Genomic DNA, 20,528 nt, shown 5'->3' on the forward strand with positions numbered 1-20,528 from the left:
TCGTCGACCGGGGTCGGGCGTCACCAGGCCCCGGGGGGCGGGCGACGCCGTGCTCCCGAGCCGGGTGACGCCCCGCGGACGGCGGTGGCGCAGCTGATCGGCGGACACGGGCCAGCGCGGGACCAGGCAGTCCTGGTCGGCGAGCTCGGCCCGGCCGGGCACCGCTGGCGGCCCGGAGAACGGCTGGAGCAGGTCTTCGAACGGCAGGTCGACGCGCTCGCCGCCGCGGGGCGCTCCGACCAGCTGGCTGTCGACGCCGGTGACCAGCGGCTCAGCTACGTCGAGCTCGACGTCCGGGCCAACCGTCTGGCCCACCTCCTGCGCCGGCGAGGGGTGGCACCGGGTTCCCGCGTCGCCCTCCTCTGCGACGAACCCGTGGCCACCTACACCGCCCTGCTCGCCGTGCTGAAGGCGGGCGCGGCGTACGTCCCCCTGGACCTGACCTTCCCCGCTGATCGGATCTCCTACATCCTCGAGGACGCCGGTGTGGGGCTCGTCGTGACGACGGCCGGCGCCCGTGGCCGACTCGACGGCCTGCCCGTGCCGGTCCTCTGTGTCGACGACGACGCCGGCGATCCCGCCGCCGAGGACGACCGACGCCCGGCGCCGACCGCAGCCGGGCCGGACATCCCGCAGCAGGACGACGGCCTGTGCTACGTCGTGTACACGTCGGGGACGACCGGGCGGCCCAAGGGCGTGATGATCGACCACTCCGCGATCTGCCACTTCGTGGGCGTGGCCGCGGAGGTCTACGGGGTCCGTCGGGACGACCGGGTGTACCAGGGCCTGACCATCGCCTTCGACTTCTCCGTCGAGGAGATCTGGGTGGCCTGGGCGGTCGGCGCGACCCTGGTGCCCCGTCCGCCGGGGGGCAGCCTCCTGGGGGCCGACCTGCACGAGTTCCTCACCGATCGCAGGGTCACCGCCCTGTGCTGCGTGCCCACGTTGCTCGCGACCCTCGACGACGACCTCCCGGGGGTGCGCTTCCTGCTCGTCTCCGGTGAGGCCTGCCCGCAGGACCTGGTCGCGCGCTGGCACCGCCCCGGCCGCCGCTTCCTCAACACCTACGGGCCCACCGAGACGACGGTCACGGCCACCCTCTCGGTCGTCGACCCCGACCGGCCGGTCACCCTAGGCAGCCCTCTGCCCGGGTACTCCGTGACAGTCCTCGATCCCGACGGGGAGGCAGCGCTGCCGCCGGGTCGGCTAGGCGAGATCGCCATCGCCGGCATCGGCCTGGCGACGGGCTACCTCAACCGGCCCGACCTCACCGACCGGGCGTTCGTCCCCGACCGCGTGGGGCTGCCGGACAACCCGTCCGGTCGGCTGTACCGGACCGGCGACCTGGGCTGCATCGTCGAGGGCGAGGTGGAGTACCACGGCCGGATCGACACCCAAGTCAAGATCCGCGGCTACCGCATCGAGCTGACCGAGATCGAGTCGGTCCTGCTGCAGCTGCCCGGCGTGGCGCAGGCCGTGGTGTCCACCCACGAGCCGGCTCCGGGAGCGGTGGAGCTCGTCGGCTACTACACGCTGCGCGGCGGGGCGGCGGCGCTGGACGTCGGCGCTGCCTACGCCCACCTGCGCGGGCGGTTGCCGATGTACATGGTCCCCGCGTACCTGGAGGAGCTGCCGGTCATCCCGATGACCACGAGCGACAAGGCCGACCGGAAGGCGCTGCCGCCACCCCGCGGGCCCCGTCAGCTGTCCGACCACGGGCCGTACACGGCACCGGAGAACCCCCTCGAGGAGACCCTCGCCGACGTGGTGGGCACGGTCCTCGGAGTGTCCGGCATCTCGGTGACCAGCAACCTGTTCGACGACCTCGGTGCCGACTCGCTCCTCCTCGCGAGGATCTGCGCGCGGATCCGGGAACGCGGCGACCTGCCGACGCTGTCCAACAGGGACGTGTACCAAAACCCGACCGTCCGGGCGCTGGCCGCTGTCCTGGCCGGCCGCGAGGTCGTCACGGCACCGGTCGACACGGTGCCGCCGGGAGTCCCAGCAGCGCCCAGGCGGTACCGGCACGTGGTGTGTGGCGCGCTGCAGCTGCTGACCGTGCTCGCCTGGTCGTGGCTGGTCGGGCTGGTGCTGGTCGAAGGCACCCAATGGATCTCCGCGGCCAGTGGGTTCCTGCCCACCTACCAGCGGGCGGTGGTGTGGGGAGGCGCCACGTTCCTGGCCATCTGCGCCCTGCCCATCGCCGCCAAGTGGCTGCTGGTCGGGCGCTGGCGGGTCGAACGGTTCCCGGTGTGGAGCTTGCGGTACTTCCGCTTCTGGGTCGTCAAGACACTGGTCCGGAGCTGCCCGCTGGCCCTCTACCGCGGTTCGCCGCTGCTCGTGCTGTACCTGCGGACCCTCGGCGCTCACGTGGGCCGCGGCGCCCTGGTGCTGACCAGCCACCTGCCCGTCTGCACCGACCTGCTGACCCTCGGACCGGGAGCGGTCATCCGCAAGGACTCCTTCCTGAGCGGCTACCGCGTGGCCGGCGGCTACCTCGAGACCGGGCCGACGTCCATCGGACGAGATGCGGTGGTCGGCGAGGAGACCGTCGTGGACGTGGACACAATCATCGGGGACGGCGCAGAGCTGGGCCACGCCTCGTCGCTGCACGCCGGCCAGGTGATCCCTGCCGGGCAGCGCTGGATCGGGTCCCCTGCGGAGCCCGCCGGCCGGCCGCTGGATCGTCCCCGGGCGATGGCGGTCGGACGGGGTCGCCGGTTCTGCTATGGCGCCTTGCAGCTGCTGATCCCCGTACTCGTGTGGATCCCGGCGGGTTTTCTGCTCTCCCTGCTGTTTCTGCCGCAGGCCGACGACCCCACTCCTCTGTCATTGACCGACCCACGCCACTACCTCCGGGAGGCCCTGCTCACCAGCGCCTTCTTCTGGGGCGCCGTCGTGCTGGGGGTCATCACCACGGTCGCCCTCCCTCGGCTGCTGTGTTGGGCTCTGCCCGCGGACCGGGTCTTCCCGCTGTACGGCTGGCGGTGGGCGGTTCAGCACTCGGTGGCCGGTCTCACCAGCCGGCGCTTCTTCATGTACCTGTTCGGCGACAGCTCGGCCATCGTGCACTGGCTGCGCGCCATGGGGTGGGACCTCTCCCGGGTCGTGCAGACCGGCTCGAACTTCGGGATGGCCGTCAAGCAGGAGGTGCCGGGGCTCAGCGCCGTCGGTTCGGGGACGATGGTCTCCGACGGGCTGTCGATGATGAACGCCGACTTCTCGGCCACGTCGTTCCGGGTGCGGCGGGTGGCGCTGGGTGCCGACAACTTCGTGGGCAACCACGTCGTCTACCCGCCAGGGGGGCGGACGGGCGACGACTGCCTGCTGGCGACCAAGGTGCACGTCCCGGTCGACGGACCGATCCGAACCGGCGTCGGGCTGCTGGGTTCCCCGCCCTTCGAGATCCCGCGTTCGGTCGAACGGGACCGCGCCGTAGAGGAGTACTACCGGGACCCCGCTCGGCGCCGGGCAGCCCTCCGCCTCAAGAACCGGCACAACGCGGTGACGGCGGCCCTGTTCCTGTTCGTCCGCTGGCTGCACGCGGTGGGCCTCGTCCTCATCCTCACCGCCACGGTCCGTGAACCGGGGCTGGTCGGCGCGACCCTTGCCGGAGCCGGTGTCGCCGGGATGCTCGTCTTCTCGATCGTCTATCCGGCGCTCGTCGATCGGTGCCTTCCGCGGCCCAGGCCCATGCAGTGCTCGATCTACGATCCCCGGTTCTGGCGCCACGAGCGGTACTGGAAGGTACCGGAGCAGTTTTACACCCTGACGCTCAACGGCACCCCGTTCAAGGGGCTCCTGTGGCGGGCCCTCGGCGTCCGGATCGGCCGGCGCGTCTTCGACGACGGGTGCTGGATGACCGAGCGCAGCCTGGTGAGCATCGGTGACGACTGCTGCCTCGGTGAGCACAGCGTCATCCAGAGCCACTCGTTGGAAGAGGGCGCCTTCAAGTCCGACCACATCCGGATCGCGGCGCGCAGCACCATCGGCATCGGGGGCTTCGTCCACTACGGCGTGTCGATGGGGGAAGGCGCCGTCCTGGAGACCGACGCCTTCCTGATGAAGGGCGAGCAGGTCGGACCCGGTGAACGCTGGGTGGGGAACCCCGCTCGTCTGATCACGCTTGCAGAGGCACCGGTCGCGGCTCCGCCGGTGGGTGCGTCCTCGTCCCCTGCGGCCGAGGTCGGCGCCGTCCCGGACCCCGAGATCCCGTCCCCGCGCGGACGTCTTCCCGGCGCCGACGTCCCCCCGGCACCGCACCGACCGACGACGCGGACGGGGTGATCGCCTGCACGTGCAGCCGACGCCGACGGCCGGTGGAACGTGCCTGCTCGCGCCACCGCGGAGCAGGTTCCGTCGTCGTGCACCTTCCCGCTGCGGAAGTACCCCATGGGTGTAGAGGACACAGCAGCGGAGCTCACCGCCGGGCACCGCCGGGATCGGTCGACGCGGCGGCGGTCCGCCGGCGAGTCCGGGAGCCGCACCGCCCCACGAGGGGACGCGGAAGCGCGACGAGTTCCTCTGGCGGTGCTTGATCAGCTGCCCGAGATCTCGGCGGAGCCGTGCCCGCCTCTGGCGGACGTCGTCCTGGAACGGAGGCTCCGGGCCACGGCCACGGCCACCGGCGCGGGCGCCGGCGCGCACCTCCTGGCGTTGCAGCGGATCGCCGACGACAACGGGGGCAACCGTGCCAGCCCCGGCCCCGGGTACGAGGCGAGCGTCCACTACGTGGCCGAGATCCTCTCCGCCGCAGGCCACGACGTCAGCACCCCCGCGTACCCGCTGCCGAAGCGGCGGCGTCGGGACGGGGAGACCTCCTGCCGCAACGTCATCGCCCAGACCCGGACGGGGGACGCGCGACGGGTCGTCCTGGTCGGGGCCCACCTGGACTCGGTCCGGAAGGGCCCCGGGATCAACGACAACGGCTCCGGGGTCGCCGCGCTGCTGGAGATCGCCACTCGCCTGGGCGGGTCACCGCCCGTCCGCAACGCCGTCCGCTTCGCCTTCTGGGGGTCGGAGGAGGACGACATGGCGGGGTCGGCCCACTACGTCGACACGCTGTCCCGCGCGGATCGCGACGACATCCTGCTCTACCTCAACCTCGACATGCTGGCGTCACCGAACCCCGGGTACTTCGTGCTGGGAGGCGAGGGGAGGTCCCGCGCGAAGCAGGGTCCGCCCGGCTCGGCCCAGGTGGTGTGCCTGGTGGTGGAGCAGCTCGCCGCGACGGGAGTCGTCGCCAGGACCGTCCCGCTGGACGACGAATCGGATTACGTCCCGTTCATCGACGCCGGCATCCCGTCGGCCGGCGTCTGGACCGGGGACCGGAAGTCCAAGACGAAGAAGCAGGCCCAGCGCTGGGGTGGGCGTGCCGGCCAACCGTTCGACCCGCACTACCACACCGAGCGGGACCGGCTCGACACGCTCGATCGGACTGCCCTGGACCACTGCACTCGCGCCGTGGCGGGCGCGGTCGGCCACGCCGCCGTCTCGATGCACACCCGTCCGGGCGCGTAGGCCCTCATCCCGGGACCTGCCCGCGGGCGGGCGGCCGGTGGGTCCCCGGACCTCAGCCGGCCGGCTGGGGCTCCCCCGCCGAGGACCGGCGCCAGGAGGCGTGCAGCCGCGCGTAGGGACCCTCGGCGTCCACCAGCTCGGCGTGCGAGCCGCGCTGGACCACGCGGCCGGCGTCCACGACGAGCACCTCGTCGGCCCGCTCGGCGGTGGAGAGCCGGTGGGCGATGGTGAGCGTCGTCCGGCCGTCGGTGAGCCGGTCGAGCGCGTGCGTCAGCCGGCGCTCGGTGGCCGGGTCGACGGCGCTGGTGGCCTCGTCGAGCACCAGCAGGTCGGGGTCGGCGACGTAGGCGCGGGCCACGGCGACCAGCTGCCGCTCCCCCGCCGACAGCGACTCCCCGCGCTGGCCGACCCGCGTGGCCACACCGTCGGCCAGCCCGGCCAGCCAGTCGCCCAGCCCGAGCTCCTCGAAGGCGGCGCGCACGTCGTCGTCGGCGAGCCCCGGCCGGCCGTAGCGCACGTTGTCGGCGACGGTCGCATCGAACAGGAACCCGTCCTGCGGCACCATCACCACCCGCTGGCGGAGCGAGGCGAACGCGACCCGGTCCAGCGGAACCCACCCGGCGTCGTCGTCGCCGAGCAGCACGCGGCCCTCGGTGGGGTCCATCAGCCGGGTGACCAGCTTGGCGAACGTCGTCTTGCCCGAGCCGGTCTCGCCGACGATGGCGGCGCGGCGGCGCGGCGCGATCTCGAGGTCGACGTCCTGGAGCGCCGGGCGCGCGCCCGGCGAGTAGCGGAAGGTCACGTGCTCGAAGCGCACCCCCAGCGGCGTGTGCGGCAGCTCCCGCGCGGTGGCCGGGTCGGCGACCGCCGGGTCGCGGACGTCGGGTTCGGTCTCCAGCACGTCGAGCACCCGGCGGAACCCGGCGACGGCGTTCTGCGCCTCGTTGAGCACCTCGCTGGCGGTCTGCACCGGGGAGACGAAGAGCGTGACGAGGAAGAGGAACGCGATCAGGGTGCCGGGCGTGAGGTCGCCGTCCAGGCCGAGCAGGACGCCGACGACGACGACCGCGACGTTGGCGACGGCGGCCACGAACTCGCCGCTGACGAAGACCGCCGCGGTGGTCTTCTGCGCCTGGACCTGCGCGCGGTAGTGCCGCCCGATGGCGCGGTCGAGGCGGGCGGCGGTGCGCTCGCGGATGCCGTAGGCCCGCACCGTCGAGGCGCCGACGACGGACTCCGACACCGCGGCCAGCACGTCGCCGACCCGCTCGCGCACCACGCCGTGAACGACGGCCAGCCGCGCGGCGAAGAAGCGCACGGCGATCGCCAGCGGCACGAAGCACAGCAGCACGACGAGGGTCAGCTGCCAGGAGTAGACCGCCATGACGACGGTGGCCACGAGCAGCTGCCCGAGGCTGACCACGCCCAGCACGCCGCCCCACTGCATGAACGTGGACAGCTGGTCGACGTCGCTGGTGACCCGGGAGACCAGCGAGCCGCGGCGCTGCCCCTGCTGGTGCAGCACCGAGAGGTCGTGCACGTGGCGGAACGCCCGCACCCGCAGCCCGGCCAGCGCGGTCTCCGTCGTCCGGAACAGCCGGACGTTCATCCGGTAGACCGCGACGACGGTCAGCAGCACGACGGCGGCGCAGAGGAGCACGACGTTCCGCACCAGGTCGAGGTCCGGGCCGCCGGGGCCGGCCAGGCCGCGGTCGATGACCTGCTGGACGGCGATCGGCACGACCACCCGGCCGGCGGTGGCGACCAGGGCGAGGGCGAAGGTGGCCGGCAGGCCGCGGCGGAACTCCGGCATCATCCGCAGGCCGCGGCGCAGGGTGGCGAGGGCGCCCTCCTCGCGGTGCTCGGCGATCGCGCTCACGAGCCCTCCTCGCTGGCGCTCGTCGGCCTCGTTCGCGTCGCTGCTCTGCACATCGGTGAGCTCGCAAGCTCGCTCACGCAGCCACCTCCGTCTGCGCGTAGGCCCGCACCAGCGCGGCGTACCCGAGCACCTCGGCCAGCAGCTGCTCGTGGCTGCCGCGGGCGAGCACCCGGCCGCCCTCGAGCCAGACGACCTCGTCGGCCAGCGCGATGGTGGCCTGCCGGTAGGCAACCACGACCACGGTCGAGGGCCGATCCGCATCGCGCAGGGCGTCGAGGATGCGCGCCTCGACCGCGGGGTCGACGGCGCTGGTCGCGTCGTCGAGCACCAGCAACCGAGGATGGCGGACCACCGCGCGGGCCAGCGCGATCCGCTGCCGCTGGCCGCCCGACAGGGTGGCGCCCCGCTCGCCGACCCGGGTGTCGAGCCCCTCGGGCAGCCGGCGGACGACGTCGTCGACGGCGGCGACCCGCAGCGCCGCCCACACCTCGTCGTCGGGGACGTCGGCGCCGAGGGTGACGTTGCCGCGCACCGTGTCGTCGAACAGGAACGTGCCCTGCGGGACGAACGCCGCCTGGGCGCTGACCTCTCCCTCGCGCAGCGCGCGCAGGTCGACCCCGTCGAGCAGCACCTCGCCGGTGCCGGGGTCGACCAGCCGGACCAGCAGGCCGGCCAGCGTGGACTTGCCCGACCCGGTCGGCCCGACGACCGCGACCGTGCTGCCCGGCGCCACGTCGAAGGTGACGCCCGACAGCGTGGGGCGGCTCGCCCCCTCGAAGCCGTAGTCGACCCCGCGCACGCCCAGCCCCGCGCCGCCGGTGCCGGCCACGGCGGCCTCGGTGCCGTGCGGCGTCTCACCGGTCGCGTCGAGGACCGGCGTCACCCGGTCGAAGCCGGCCAGGGCGCGCGGCAGGTCGGCCAGCACCCAGCCGATGGCGCGGATCGGCAGCGCCAGCAGCGTGAACAGGTAGGCGATGGAGACCAGGGCGCCGGCGTCGGTGGCACCGTCGACGACGCGACCGGCGCCGATGAGGAGCACGGCCAGGGTGCCGAGGTTGGGCAGCGCCTCCATCAGCGGGTCGAACAGCCCGCGCACCCGGCCGACGGCGACCAGCCCGTCGCGCAGCTCCTCGGCGCGCTCGGTGAACCGGCGGGTCTCGACGTCCTCCCGGCCGAGGGTCTTCACGACCAGGGCGGCGTCGAAGCTCTCGTGGGCGATCTCGCTGACCTCGGCGCGCAGCTGCTGGGCGCGCCGCATCCGCGGGCTCATCTCCTGCGAGTAGACGGCGTTGACCACGAACACCAGCGGGAACACCACCAGGCCGACCAGCGCCAGCCACGGGTCGGTGGCGACCAGCGCGGTCACGGTGATGCCGATCATCACGACCGCGCCGCAGGCGAAGGGCAGCGGCGCGACGAAGAACCAGGACGCCTCGACGTCGGAGTTGGCGTTGGACAGCAGCTGCCCCGTCGGGTGGCGCTGGTGCCAGGACAGCGGCAGCCGCAGGTACTGGCCGGTCACCCGGCGGCGGTACTCGGCCTGCAGCCGGTAGCCCATGACGCCGGCGAACAGCCGCCGGCCGAGGATGCCGAGGATCTTCAGGACGGCGACGCCGAGGATGGCGGCCGCGGCCAGGGCGAGCGCGCCGGCCGAGGTGACGCCGTCGTCCAGGGCCGGGAGGACGACGCGGTCGATGACCTCGCCGAGCACGTAGGCGCTGGCGACGGTCATCCCGCCGTAGAGGCTGCTGGCGAGGAAGGCCAGCGTGAACATGCCCGGCTGCTCGACGATCGCGCGCCGGACGTGGCGCATCCCTCGCCGCACGACGGCGTCTCGGCGGCGGGGCACAGGTCTCCTCGGTGGTCGTGCGGGGCGGCGTCCGCGACTGTACGTAGCCGCGCTGAGTGATCGCGCGCTGTTTCCGGGGGCCGCCTCGTCGGTAACCCCGCCCGGTGACCTCCTCTTCCCGGCCGCTGGCCGCGCGCGAGCGTGCGGCGCTCGCCGACCTCCTCGAGGAGCTGGGACCCGACGCGCCCACCTGCTGCGAGGGCTGGACGACCGCCCACCTGGCCGCGCACCTGGTCACCCGGGACCGCCGGCCGGACACCATGCCCGGCTTCGCCCTGGAGACGACGCCGGTCGGCCGGCCGTTCGCCGCCTGGTCCCGCCGCGCGGAGGACCGCCTGCGCGCCGGCACGCCCTACGCCGACCTGGTCGCCCGCGTGCGCTCCGGGCCGCCGCGGTGGCTGCCGACCGCCTGGCCACCGGTGGCCGCGGTGGTCGACACCGCGGAGTACGCCATCCACCACGAGGACGTCCGCCGGGCCCAGCCGGGCTGGGCGCCCCGCGAGCTCCCGCGGGAGGCGCAGGACCTGCTGTGGGGCAACGTCGTCTTCTTCGGCCGGGCTGCCGTCGGCCGGGTGCCCGGGGCGCTGGTGCTGCGCCGCAGCGACGCCCCCGGGGTGCAGCGGCGCTACGGCAGCGGCACGCCGGAGACGGTCGTGGAGGGCGAGCCGCTGGAGCTGCTGCTGTGGGCCAGCGGGCGCGAGGACGCCGCCCGCGTCGACGTCACCTGAGGAACGCCCTCCTGCCCCCGCCGCACGGCGGGCTCGCGGGGTCCCCCAGGGCGGCCGTGGGTTCGCCGGCCGGTGCCGAGGATCGGGGCTCGACCGCCACCCCGTCGCCGCTGCCGGCCCCGCCCGTCGATGATCATGGACCTGGGGTGAGCGACACGCCGCACGTGTCCGGCGTGCCGCCGCCGGGAGTCCATGATCATCGCTGGAGCGAGGCTGTGCCCTGGGCCGTGCCGGACGGTCACCGCAGCGGGTGGTCGCTCTCCCGGCGGACGGGGACGCCGGCGTCCCCGAGGGCGGCCTTGACGTCGCGGATGCGCAGCTTGCCGAAGTGGAAGACGGTCGCGGCGAGCACCGCGTCGGCGCCGGCCTCGACCGCGGGCGGGAAGTGCGCGGTCTCCCCGGCGCCGCCGCTGGCGATGACCGGCACGGTGACCTCGCGGCGCACCGCCCGGATCAGCTCCAGGTCGAAGCCGGCCTCGGTGCCGTCGGCGTCCATGGAGTTGAGCAGCACCTCGCCGACGCCGAGCTCGGCGGCCTGCACCACCCACTGCACGGCGTCCCGGCCGGTGCCGCGCCGTCCGCCGTGCGTGGTGATCTCGAAGCCGGAGTCGGTGACCGCGCCGTCGCGGGTGCGGCGGGCGTCCAGGGACAGCACCAGTACCTGGTTGCCGAAGCGGTCGCTGATCTCGCTGATCAGCTCGGGCCGGGCGACGGCGGCGGTGTTGACGGCGACCTTGTCCGCGCCGGCCCGCAGCAGCCGGTCGACGTCGGTCACCGAGCGCACCCCGCCGCCGACGGTGAGCGGGATGAACACGCTCTCCGCGGTCCGGCGGACGACGTCGTAGGTGGTCTCGCGGTCGCCTGAGCTGGCGGTGATGTCGAGGAAGGTGAGCTCGTCGGCGCCCTCGGCGTCGTAGACGCGGGCCATCTCCACCGGGTCGCCGGCGTCGCGCAGGTCGACGAAGTTGACGCCCTTGACGACCCGGCCGGCGTCGACGTCCAGGCACGGGATGACCCGCACGGCCAGGCTCACGCAACCCCCTCCCGCACCGCGTCGGCCTCCACCTCGACCAGCATCGCCGGGTGCAGCAGCGCCGAGACGCCGATCATCGCGGTGGCCGGCCGGACGTCGCCGAAGACGTCGCCGTGCGCCCGGCCGAGCTCCTCCCAGCGGCTCATGTCGGTGAGGTACATCCGGGTGCGGACGACGTCGGTCAGCGCGAACCCGGCCCGCTCGAGCGCGGTGGCGAGGTTGTCGAACGCCTGGCGGGCCTGCGCGGCGACGTCGCCCGGGTGCGTCACCTCGCCGTCCACCGTGGAGGTGCACCCGCTGACCCACGCGCTGTCGCCGCGGACGACGACCCGGCTGTACCCGATCAGCGCCTCCCACGGCCCCCCGGACCCGAACCGCAGGACGCTCACGCCGCCTCCTCGGTCAGCGCCAGGGCCTCGGGCAGGGTGAAGGCGCCGGCGTAGAGGGCCTTGCCGACGATCGCGCCCTCGACGCCGATCGGGGTCAGACCGGCCAGCGCGCGGATGTCGTCGAGCGAGCTGACCCCGCCCGAGGCGACCACCGGGCGCGGCGTCGCGGCGCAGACCTCGCGCAGCAGGTCGAGGTTCGGCCCGCGCAGCGTGCCGTCCTTGGTGATGTCGGTGACCACGTAGCGCGCGCAGCCCTCGGCGTCGAGGCGGGCGAGGGTCTCGTAGAGCTCGCCGCCCTCGCGGGTCCAGCCGCGGGCGGCCAGCCGGGTGCCGCGGACGTCGAGGCCCACGGCGATGCGGTCGCCGTGCTCGGCGATGGCGCGGGCGCACCACTCGGGCGACTCCAGCGCGGCGGTGCCGAGGTTGACCCGGCGGCAGCCAGTAGCCAGGGCCGCGGTCAGCGACTCGTCGTCCCGGATCCCCCCGGAGAGCTCCACGTCGACGTCCAGCTCGCCGACCACGCGGGCCAGCAGCTCACGGTTGCTGCCCCGGCCGAAGGCGGCGTCGAGGTCGACCAGGTGCACCCACTCCGCGCCGTCCCGCTGCCACTGCAGCGCGGCCTCCAGCGGGTCGCCGTAGGAGGTCTCGCTGCCGGCCTCCCCCTGCACGAGGCGGACGGCCTGGCCGTCGGCGACGTCGACGGCGGGGAGCAGCTGCAGCTTCGGCACGCTCTCCAGCCTAGGGACCCCGTGCCGGTGGCCCGCGTCACCGGGTGGACGGGTGCACGGCGGCGTCACCGGCCGGACGCCGGCGCCGTCCCGTGGCCGCGGCAGCCGTGTCCGGCGGGGTGGCAGGGTGGCGCGGTGGAGTTCGCTGACGTCGTCCGCCGGCGGCGCATGGTGCGCGACTACGACCCCGACCGGCCGGTGCCGCCCGAGGTGCGCGAGCGGCTGCTCGAGCACGCGCTGCGGGCGCCGTCGGCCGGTTTCACCCAGGGCTGGGCGTTCCTGGTGCTGGAGGACGCCGCCGACCGGGAGCTGTTCTGGTCGGTGACCACCACCTCCGGCGCCCCGGACGGGTGGCTGACCCGGATGCGGCGCGCGCCGCTGCTGGTGGTGCCGCTGTCGTCGAAGGCCGCCTACCTCGAGCGCTACGCCGAGCCGGACAAGGGCTGGACCGACCGGGACGAGGCCCGCTGGCCGGTCCCCTACTGGGACGTCGACGCCGGCATGGCCGCGCTGCTGGTGCTGCTGACCGCCGTCGACGAGGGGCTCGGCGCGTGCTTCTTCGGCGTCCCGGCCGAGCGAATGGACGCCCTGCGGACGGCGTTCGGCGTCCCGGACACCCACCGGCCGGTCGGCGTGGTGTCGGTCGGCTACCCGGGCACGGAGGACCGCCGGTCGCCGTCCCTGCGCCGCGGGCGGCGCGGCGTCGAGGAGGTCGTGCACCGCGGGCGGTGGTGACGGCGGCCCTGGTTGACTGCCCGGCGTGAGCGACTCCCGCGCCGTCCTGGTCACCGGTGGGTCGCGCGGCATCGGCCGCGCGATCGCGCACGCCTTCGCCGCCGCGGGCGACCGCGTCGCGGTGCACTGGGGTGCCTCGCGGGAGCGCGCCGAGGCGGTGCTGGCCCAGCTGCCCGGCGACGGGCACGTGCTGGTGCAGGCCGACCTGGCCGACGCCGACGCGGTGGGCCGCATGGTGGACGAGGCCGCTGCGGCGCTGGGCCGGCTCGACGTGCTGGTCAACAACGCCGGCGTCTTCACCGCCCACCCGCCGCTGTCGGTGTCCTACGAGGAGTGGCAGGCGGCCTGGTCCCGGACGCTGGCGGTCAATCTGCTCGGCGCGGCCAACGCGACCTTCCGCGCGGTGCCGCACCTGGTCGCCGCCGGTGGGGGCGCGGTCGTGAACGTCTCCAGCCGCGGCGCGTTCCGCGGGGAGCCCGACACCCCCGCCTACGGGGCGTCGAAGGCCGGGCTCAACGCCTTCGGCCAGTCGATGGCGATCGCGCTGGCCCCGCACGGCATCTCGGTGGGCACCGTGGCCCCGGGCTTCGTGCAGACCGAGATGGCTCGCGAGGTGCTCGACGGACCGGGTGGGGACGCCGTCCGCGCGCAGTCCCCCTACGGCCGGGTGGCCCGCCCGGAGGAGGTCGCCTCGGCGGTGCTGTGGCTGGCGTCGCCGGGGGCGCGGTTCAGCACCGGGACGATCATCGACGTCAACGGGGCCTCCTACCTGCGCAGCTGACGCACACTCGGCGTGTGGCCCTGACGCTGCCCCGCCGTGCCGGCCGGCGCACCAACGTGGGCCTGCTCGCGCTGCTCCTGCTGGCCGGGGGCACCGGCGTGCTCGCCTTCGCCGTCGGGTCGCCGGTGCCGGCGCGGCTGGTCGTCGCGGCGCACGGGGCGGCCGGACTCGGCCTGCTGCTGCTCGTCCCCTGGAAGGCCGTCGTGGTGCGGCGGGCGTGGCAGCGCCGCCCCACCGGCAGCGGTGGCGTCTCGCTCGGGGTGGCGACCCTCCTGACGCTGCTCACCGGGGTCCTGCACGCCGTGGGGGTGACCGGGCCGTGGTCCTGGTCGGCCGGGATCCCGGTGCTGCACGTCCACGTGGCCGCGGGCGTGGGCACCGGCGCGCTGGTCGTCGTCCACGCCTGGGGACGACGGCAGCGGCCGCGGGCCACCGACCTCGGCCGGCGCGGCCTGCTGCGAGCCGGTGCGCTGGGCGCCGGCGCCGTGGCCTTGTGGGGCGCCGGCGAGGGACTGCTGCGACTGACCGGCGCACCGGGCGCCCAGCGCCGGGCCACGGGCTCGTTCGAGCGCGGCACCGACGAGCCGGCGGCCATGCCGGTCACCCAGTGGATCTCCGACGCGGTGCCGGGCTCCCCCGCTGCCGTGCTCGTGCTGGCCGCTCCGGGTCGGCGGGTGCGGGTGCCGGTCGCCGACCTCGACCGGGGGGACGTCGTCCGTGCGGCGCTCGACTGCACCGGCGGCTGGTTCGGCGTCCAGGACTGGCGCGGCGTGCGGCTGGACCGGCTGCTCGCCTCCCTGGACCGGGAGCTGCCGGACGGCGGCAGCGTCGACGTCGTCTCGGTCACCGGGTTCCGGCGCCGGCTGCCGCTGTCCGAGGCGGGCGGGCTCCTGCTGGCCACCCACGCCGCAGGCCGGCCGCTGTCGCCGGGACACGGCGCCCCGGTACGGCTGGTGGCCCCGGGACGGCGGGGCTTCTGGTGGGTGAAGTGGGTGGCGCGGGTCGAGGTCGTCGACGCGCCGTGGTGGCTGCAGTCGCCGTTCCCGCTGCAGTGAGTCAGCTCAGGGTCTGCAGCCAGTTGGTGAGCAGCTGGGCGCCGGCGTCCCCGGACTTCTCCGGGTGGAACTGGGTGGCCGACAGCGCGCCGTTCTCCACCCCGGCGACGAACCGGTCGCCGTGCTCGGCCCAGGTGACCAGCGGAGCGGCCAGCGGGGACGGCACCCCCTCGGAGCCCAGCGGGAAGTTGCGCACGCCGTAGGAGTGCACGAAGTAGAAGCGCTGGTCCTCGAGCCCGTCGAAGAGCACCGTCTTCTCCGGTGCCTGCACGGTGTTCCAGCCCATGTGCGGCAGCACCGGCGCCTGCAACTGCTCGACCACCCCGGGCCACTCGCCGCAGCCCTCGGCGTCCTGACCGTGCTCGACCCCCCGCTCGAAGAGCACCTGCATGCCCACGCACACACCCAGCACCGGCCGCCCGCCGGCCAGGCGGCGGCCGATCACCCGGGGCCCGTCGACGGCCTTGAGGCCCGCCATGCACGCCGCGAAGGCGCCGACCCCGGGGACGACGAGGCCGTCGGCCTCCAGCGCCGCGTGCGGGTCCGCGGTCACCGTGACGTCGGCACCGACCCGGGTCAGCGCGCGTTCGGCCGAGCGGAGGTTGCCCGAGCCGTAGTCGAGGACGACGACCTTCTTCACGGATGCCACGGTACGTAGGAGCGGTGCCGCGCCCGACGGGATTCCCGCAGGTGGGGTGGCGGACGTCGCACAGGCGCGGGCCCTCCGCATGCTGCTCGCCCTCGCCGTCGTCACGCTCGTCGCGACCGGTCTGGTCGTCCTGCTCACATGAGGGGCCGCCCGCGTGAGCCGACGTCGAAGCCAGCGTCAAGGCCTGTCGCGAATCTGTGGACACGCTCCTAGCTGCGGTTTCACGTTGATCGAGGGCTGGCGCTCGGTTGGACTTCGAACACCTGATCGAGTCGGTGGGAGGTGTCGTGGACGAGCTGCTCGCCGCACTCGACGCCCTGGGCGCGGAGGACCTCGCGCCGTTGTGCGGCCCGGCCCTGCTGGACCGGTTGGGTCCGCTGCTGGTGGCGCAGAACCGGCTGGCCGCCGAGGTGGCGCGCACCGTGCGGGAGTGCGAGGTGTCCGGGGCCGCGGAGGTCGACGGGCTGAAGTCCATGGCCTCCTGGCTGCGCGGGCACGGGCACCTGTCGACCGCCGAGGCGGCGCGGGTGGTCCGCGCCGCCCGCGCCCTGGCGCACCTGCCGGTCATGGCGGAAGCGTTCGCGGCGGGTGACGTGACCGGTGAGCGGGCCGGGCTGATCGGGCAGGTGGCCGAGCCGAAGGCCCTGGCCTTGGCCGCCGAGCACGGCGTGGACCTGGGCGCGGTGGACACCGTGCTCAATGGCGTGGCCAGGGCGGCTCCGTGTGCCGACGTGGCCAAGGCGGTGCACCACTACCTGGACCGGCTGGATGCCCACGGCCCGGAGCCCGATCCGACCGAGGGCCGCCGGCTGGTGCTCGCCACGCACGCCGACGGGTCGGTCTCCGGCCGGTTCGACCTGGATGCCGTGGGCGGGGAGAAGCTGCAGACCGCGCTGGAGTCGCTGGTGCAGGCCGGCCGCGGCGCCGCCGACGAGCGCACCCGGGCCCAGCAGCAGGCCGACGCGCTGGTGCAGCTGTGCGACAACGCCCTGACCGCCGGCGGCCTGCCCATCCTGCGCGGGCACAAGCCTCAGGTCATCGTCAAGATCGACCTGGAAGACCTGGCCGACCCGCGGTCGGCCGCGGGACCGCCGACATGGGCTTCGGCGCCCAGATCTCCGCCGCCCGCGCCCGCTGGCTGGCCTGCGACGGACAGGTCACCCGCATCGTCATGGGCCCCGACGGGGTGCCGCTGGACCACGGCCGCACCGTGCGGCTGTTCCCGCCGCACGTCCGGCGCGCCGCGGAGGTCCGCGACGGCGGCTGCGTGTTCGCCGGGTGTAGCGCGCCGACGTGGTGGTGCGACGTGCACCACCTGCTGGCCTGGATCCACGGCGGCGCCACCGATCTGGACAACGCCGCGCTGCTGTGCGAGCGGCACTCTCACCTTGTGTGCACCACGGCTTCCGGGTCGAACGACAACCGAGTGGCCGGTGGCGCACCTGGCGGCCCGACGGCACCGAGATCTGATCGGGCCCCAGCACACCGGACCACCGCTGGCCACCGCCGCCTGACACCCGGCCGACGCCACCCGCCGCAGCCGGTGGCCGACCGACGCCACCTCCGGGCAATCGGTCGACTGCCGGCCGCTCGTGTGCACGGATCGTCATCGGCGCGGGGATCCGTGGGTGAGGACGCACGACGAGCGCAAACAGGTCGTCGTAGCCGTACGGCGCGTACACGCGGGGCCCGAGCATGTGAGGGATGGGGCGAGGGTCCTTCGTCAGTCCCCACGGCCAGCGCCGCAGCCCGCTCGAGGACCTCGACCACGGTCGGGTCGGCCAGGACGACGTCGAGGAGCCGCCCGCCGGCGCTCACACCAGCCGGAGGACGCCCGATGCCGTGGCGAGCACCGCGGCCACCAACAGCACGACGGCGAAGGCGACCTGCGGGCCGGTGCGCCCCTTGGTGTCGTGGTCGGCCTTCCAGATGCTCCACGCACCGCCGAGCAGGAAGCCGCCGAGGACGATCAGCAGGACCGCGAAGGTCATCCCTGCTACAGAGCGCCCTTGGTGGAGGGGACGTCGTGGACCCGCGGGTCGATGGCGACCGCGGCCCGCAGCGCCCGAGCCAGCGCCTTGAACTGGCCCTCGACGATGTGGTGGGCGTCGCGGCCGGCGTACAGCACCCGCACGTGCAGGCTGATCCGCGCGTTGAAGGCGAAGGACTCGAGCACGTGCTTGGTGAGCGACGTCGGGTAGTCCGGCCCGATCATCGGCGTCATGTTGTCCGGCTCGGAGTGCACGAAGTACGGCCGGCCGGAGAGGTCGACGGCCGCCTGGGCGAGCACCTCGTCCATCGGGATCGTGGCGTCGCCGTAGCGGGTGATGCCCTTCTTGTCCCCCAAGGCCTCCGCGAACGCCTGACCGAGGGCGATGGCGACGTCCTCCACGGTGTGGTGGGCGTCGATGTGCAGGTCGCCGTCGGCCCGCACCGTGAGGTCGATGCCGCTGTGCTTGGACAGCGAGGTCAGCATGTGGTCGTAGAACCCGACCCCGGTGCTGATCGAGCTGGTGCCGGTGCCGTCGAGGTCCAGCTCGACGACGAGCTTGGTCTCGCTGGTCTCGCGCTCGACGCGTGCGGTGCGGCTCACTTCTCCTCCTCGCTGGCGCTCGTCGGCGGCGTTCGCCGGCTCGCGGTGTCCACGCGTGAGCTCGCAAGCTCGCTCACGGAGACGAGTCTCCCAGGTGCTGTTCGGCGACCACCTCACCCAGCGCGGTGAGGAAGGCGTCGGTCTCCTCGGTGGTCCCGGCCGTCACCCGCAGCCAGCCGGGCAGGCCGACGTCGCGCACGAGGACGTCGTGCTCCAGCAGCGCGCGCCACACGGCGGGCGCGTCGGCGAACTGCCCGAAGAGGACGAAGTTGGCGTCGCTCGGGACGCTCGTCAGCCCCAGGCCCGGCAGCGCGGCGACGATCCGGTCCCGCTCGGCCCGGACCGCGTCGACGGTCGCCAGCAGCGCGTCGGTGTGCGCCAGCGCGGTCCGCGCGGCCGCCTGGGTCAGCGACGACAGGTGGTAGGGCAGCCGGACCAGCTGCAGCGCGTCGACGACGGCGGGGTCGGCGGCCAGGTAACCCAGGCGCAGGCCCGCCATGCCGAACGCCTTGCTCATCGTGCGGCTCACCAGGAGCCTCGGCCGGCCGGGGAGCAGGGTGAGCGCCGACCGGGTGCCGGTGCGGGCGAACTCGGTGTAGGCCTCGTCGACCACGACCACGCCGGCCCGCCCGTGGCCGTAGGACGTGGCGTCGTAGATCGCCGCGATCGTCTCGAGCGCGACCGCGGTGCCGGTCGGGTTGTTCGGGCTGGTCACGAAGACGACGTCGGGGCGGACCTCGCGCACCTGCGCGGCGGCCTGCGCGGCGTCGATGCTGAAGTCCTCCCGGCGGTGCCCGTCGACCCAGGCGGTGCCGGTGCCGGCCGCGATTATCGGGTGCATCGAGTAGGACGGCGTGAAGCCCAGCGCCGTCCGCCCTGCCCCACCGAAGGCCTGCAGCACCTGCTGCAGCACCTCGTTGGAGCCGTTGGCCGCCCAGACCTGGGCCGGCTCGACCGTCTCCCCGCTGGTGCGGCTCAGGTAGGCGGCCAGGTCACGGCGCAACTCGAGCGCGTCGCGGTCGGGGTAGCGGTTGAGCTCCAGCGCCGCGTGCCCCAGCGCCTCGCCCAGGTCGGCCAGCAGCTCCGGCGGCAGCGGGTGCGGGTTCTCGTTGGTGTTGAGCCGGTGCTTGACCTGCAGCTGCGGGGCGCCGTAGGGCGTGCGGCCACGCAGCTCCGGCCGCAGCGGGAGCTCGTCGAGGTCGCTCACGAGCGCTGCCGGGCCCGCACGGCGGCGGCGTGCGCGGGCAGGTCCTCGGCGCCGGCCAGGGCGTCGATGTGTCCGGCGACGTCGGTGAGGGCCCGCTCGTCGTACTCGACCACGTGGATGCCGCGCAGGAACGACTGCACCGACAGGCCGCTGGAGTGCCGCGCGCACCCGCCGGTGGGCAGCACGTGGTTGGAGCCGGCGATGTAGTCGCCCAGCGAGACCGGCGACCAGGCGCCGATGAACACCGCCCCGGCGTTGCGCACCCGCATCGCCACCTCGCGCGCGTCCCGGGTCTGGATCTCCAGGTGCTCGGCGGCGTAGGCGTCGACCACGCGCACACCGGCGTCGACGTCGTCCACCAGCACGATGCCGGACTGGCTGCCCTGCAGCGCGGTGGTGATCCGGTCGGAGTGCTTGGTCGAGGCGACCTGCCCGGGCACCAGGTCGAGGACGGCCTCGGCGAGCGCCTCGCTGTCGGTGACCAGCACCGCGCCGGCCAGCGGGTCGTGCTCCGCCTGGCTGATCAGGTCGGCCGCGACGTGCACCGGGTCGGCTGTGTCGTCGGCGAGGATCGCCACCTCGGTCGGGCCGGCCTCGGAGTCGATGCCGATGAGCCCGCGCAGCAGCCGCTTGGCCGCCGTCACGTAGACGTTGCCGGGCCCGGTGACCATGTCGACCGGCTCGCAGGAGCCGGCGCCGTAGCCGAAGACGGCGATCGCCTGCGCCCCGCCGACGGCGTAGACCTCGGTGACGCCCAGCAGCGCGCACGCGGCCAGCACGCCGGGGTCGGGCAGGCCGCCGTGGTCGCGCTGCGGCGGGGAGGCGACCGCGATCGACTCCACGCCGGCGATCTGCGCGGGGACGACGTTCATCACGACGCTGGACAGCAGCGGCGCCAGCCCGCCGGGCACGTAGAGGCCGACGCGGCGCACCGGCACCCAGCGCTCGGTGACCGTGCCGCCGGGGACGACGTCCGTGGTCACGTCGGTACGGCGCTGGTCGGCGTGCACCGTCCGGACGCGGGCGATGGCCTCCTCGAGGGCGGCCCGGACGGCCGGGTCGATGCCGGCGAGCGCGGCGTCGATCGCCTCCCGCGGGACGGCGAAGTCCTCGAGGTCGACGCCGTCGAGCCGGGCGGTGATCTCGCGGACGGCCTGGGCGCCGCGCACCCGCACGTCCTCGCACAGCGGCCGGACCGTGGCCAGCACCGAGTCGATGTCGGTGGCGGCGCGGGGCAGCAGGCCGGCGAGCTCACGCACCCCCGGCAGGGCGGATCCACGCAGGTCGATGCGGGCGAGCACGGGCGGACCTCCGGGGCGGGGACGGAACACCCCAGGGTAGCCGCCGGCGGTGGGCGCCCCGGCGTGCTGTCCGGTCCGGGG

General features: G+C 74.5%; 17 protein-coding genes. 7 read left to right on the plus strand and 10 right to left on the minus strand.

Annotated features, from left to right (window positions below; translation table 11 throughout):
* Window positions 1-84: 84 nt before the first annotated feature.
* Both ACWIX7_RS01120 and ACWIX7_RS01125 read left to right on the plus strand, forming a co-directional pair.
* Window positions 85-4,287 (plus strand): Pls/PosA family non-ribosomal peptide synthetase, encoded by a 4,203-nt coding sequence (locus tag ACWIX7_RS01120; protein ID WP_448619788.1) that lies wholly within the window; start codon window positions 85-87, stop codon window positions 4,285-4,287.
* 243 nt (window positions 4,288-4,530) lie between these two features.
* Complete coding sequence (locus tag ACWIX7_RS01125) at window positions 4,531-5,520, plus strand: M28 family peptidase (RefSeq protein ID WP_448619789.1); 990 nt, start codon at window positions 4,531-4,533, stop codon at window positions 5,518-5,520.
* 52 nt (window positions 5,521-5,572) lie between these two features.
* On the opposite strand, the gene ACWIX7_RS01130 is transcribed toward ACWIX7_RS01125, so the two are convergent.
* Together ACWIX7_RS01130 and ACWIX7_RS01135 are read right to left on the minus strand one after the other, a co-directional pair.
* Window positions 5,573-7,399 carry an ABC transporter ATP-binding protein gene (locus ACWIX7_RS01130; protein WP_448619790.1) on the minus strand — a complete coding sequence of 609 codons (1,827 nt, stop codon included), beginning with the start codon at window positions 7,397-7,399 and terminating at the stop codon, window positions 5,573-5,575.
* 73 nt (window positions 7,400-7,472) lie between these two features.
* Window positions 7,473-9,248: an ABC transporter ATP-binding protein gene (locus ACWIX7_RS01135; RefSeq protein WP_448619791.1), complete on the minus strand. Its 1,776-nt coding sequence runs from the start codon at window positions 9,246-9,248 to the stop codon at window positions 7,473-7,475.
* A 104-nt stretch (window positions 9,249-9,352) separates the two neighbouring features.
* Here ACWIX7_RS01135 and ACWIX7_RS01140 point away from each other — a divergent pair, with 104 nt between their 5' ends.
* Window positions 9,353-9,976 (plus strand): TIGR03085 family metal-binding protein, encoded by a 624-nt coding sequence (locus ACWIX7_RS01140; protein WP_448619792.1) that lies wholly within the window; start codon window positions 9,353-9,355, stop codon window positions 9,974-9,976.
* 238 nt (window positions 9,977-10,214) lie between these two features.
* Here the strand turns inward: ACWIX7_RS01140 and hisF are convergent, their stop codons facing one another.
* The 3 genes from hisF to priA are packed head-to-tail and all read right to left on the minus strand — an operon-like array spanning window position 10,215 to window position 12,126.
* Window positions 10,215-11,009: an imidazole glycerol phosphate synthase subunit HisF gene (hisF, locus tag ACWIX7_RS01145; RefSeq protein WP_448619793.1), complete on the minus strand. Its 795-nt coding sequence runs from the start codon at window positions 11,007-11,009 to the stop codon at window positions 10,215-10,217.
* On the minus strand, window positions 11,006-11,398 hold the full coding sequence (locus ACWIX7_RS01150; protein ID WP_448619794.1) for a RidA family protein: 393 nt from the start codon (window positions 11,396-11,398) through the stop codon (window positions 11,006-11,008). Before ACWIX7_RS01150 ends, hisF begins: the two co-directional genes overlap by 4 nt.
* Window positions 11,395-12,126 (minus strand): bifunctional 1-(5-phosphoribosyl)-5-((5-phosphoribosylamino)methylideneamino)imidazole-4-carboxamide isomerase/phosphoribosylanthranilate isomerase PriA, encoded by a 732-nt coding sequence (gene priA / locus ACWIX7_RS01155; RefSeq protein ID WP_448619795.1) that lies wholly within the window; start codon window positions 12,124-12,126, stop codon window positions 11,395-11,397. The genes ACWIX7_RS01150 and priA overlap by 4 nt, the downstream gene beginning before the upstream one ends.
* Window positions 12,127-12,261: 135 nt before the next feature.
* Here priA and ACWIX7_RS01160 point away from each other — a divergent pair, with 135 nt between their 5' ends.
* From ACWIX7_RS01160 to ACWIX7_RS01170, 3 genes are read left to right on the plus strand one after another with little or no spacing between them, the layout of a single operon-like run.
* Window positions 12,262-12,861, plus strand: a complete 600-nt coding sequence (locus ACWIX7_RS01160) for a nitroreductase family protein (protein WP_448619796.1) — start codon at window positions 12,262-12,264, stop codon at window positions 12,859-12,861.
* Between the two features lie 25 nt (window positions 12,862-12,886).
* Window positions 12,887-13,642 carry an SDR family NAD(P)-dependent oxidoreductase gene (locus tag ACWIX7_RS01165; RefSeq protein ID WP_448619797.1) on the plus strand — a complete coding sequence of 252 codons (756 nt, stop codon included), beginning with the start codon at window positions 12,887-12,889 and terminating at the stop codon, window positions 13,640-13,642.
* A 14-nt stretch (window positions 13,643-13,656) separates the two neighbouring features.
* The gene (locus tag ACWIX7_RS01170) at window positions 13,657-14,697 is read left to right on the plus strand and encodes a molybdopterin-dependent oxidoreductase (RefSeq protein ID WP_448619798.1); all 1,041 of its coding nucleotides are present in this window, start codon (window positions 13,657-13,659) and stop codon (window positions 14,695-14,697) included.
* A 1-nt stretch (window position 14,698) separates the two neighbouring features.
* Here the strand turns inward: ACWIX7_RS01170 and hisH are convergent, their stop codons facing one another.
* Window positions 14,699-15,337 (minus strand): imidazole glycerol phosphate synthase subunit HisH, encoded by a 639-nt coding sequence (hisH, locus tag ACWIX7_RS01175; RefSeq protein ID WP_448619799.1) that lies wholly within the window; start codon window positions 15,335-15,337, stop codon window positions 14,699-14,701.
* 296 nt (window positions 15,338-15,633) lie between these two features.
* On the opposite strand from hisH, the gene ACWIX7_RS01180 reads away from it, so the two are divergent.
* Window positions 15,634-16,860: a DUF222 domain-containing protein gene (locus ACWIX7_RS01180; RefSeq protein ID WP_448619800.1), complete on the plus strand. Its 1,227-nt coding sequence runs from the start codon at window positions 15,634-15,636 to the stop codon at window positions 16,858-16,860.
* 300 nt (window positions 16,861-17,160) lie between these two features.
* On the opposite strand, the gene ACWIX7_RS01185 is transcribed toward ACWIX7_RS01180, so the two are convergent.
* The 4 genes from ACWIX7_RS01185 to hisD all read right to left on the minus strand — a co-directional run bounded on the left by ACWIX7_RS01185 (window position 17,161) and on the right by hisD (window position 20,447).
* Window positions 17,161-17,337, minus strand: a complete 177-nt coding sequence (locus tag ACWIX7_RS01185) for a hypothetical protein (RefSeq protein WP_448619801.1) — start codon at window positions 17,335-17,337, stop codon at window positions 17,161-17,163.
* Window positions 17,338-17,342: 5 nt separating this feature from the next.
* On the minus strand, window positions 17,343-17,939 hold the full coding sequence (gene hisB, locus ACWIX7_RS01190) for an imidazoleglycerol-phosphate dehydratase HisB (protein ID WP_448619802.1): 597 nt from the start codon (window positions 17,937-17,939) through the stop codon (window positions 17,343-17,345).
* Between the two features lie 73 nt (window positions 17,940-18,012).
* Window positions 18,013-19,146 (minus strand): histidinol-phosphate transaminase, encoded by a 1,134-nt coding sequence (locus ACWIX7_RS01195; protein WP_448619803.1) that lies wholly within the window; start codon window positions 19,144-19,146, stop codon window positions 18,013-18,015.
* Window positions 19,143-20,447, minus strand: a complete 1,305-nt coding sequence (hisD, locus tag ACWIX7_RS01200) for a histidinol dehydrogenase (protein WP_448619804.1) — start codon at window positions 20,445-20,447, stop codon at window positions 19,143-19,145. Before hisD ends, ACWIX7_RS01195 begins: the two co-directional genes overlap by 4 nt.
* Window positions 20,448-20,528 lie beyond the last annotated feature (81 nt).

This window comes from Geodermatophilus sp. URMC 65 (genome assembly GCF_053502545.1).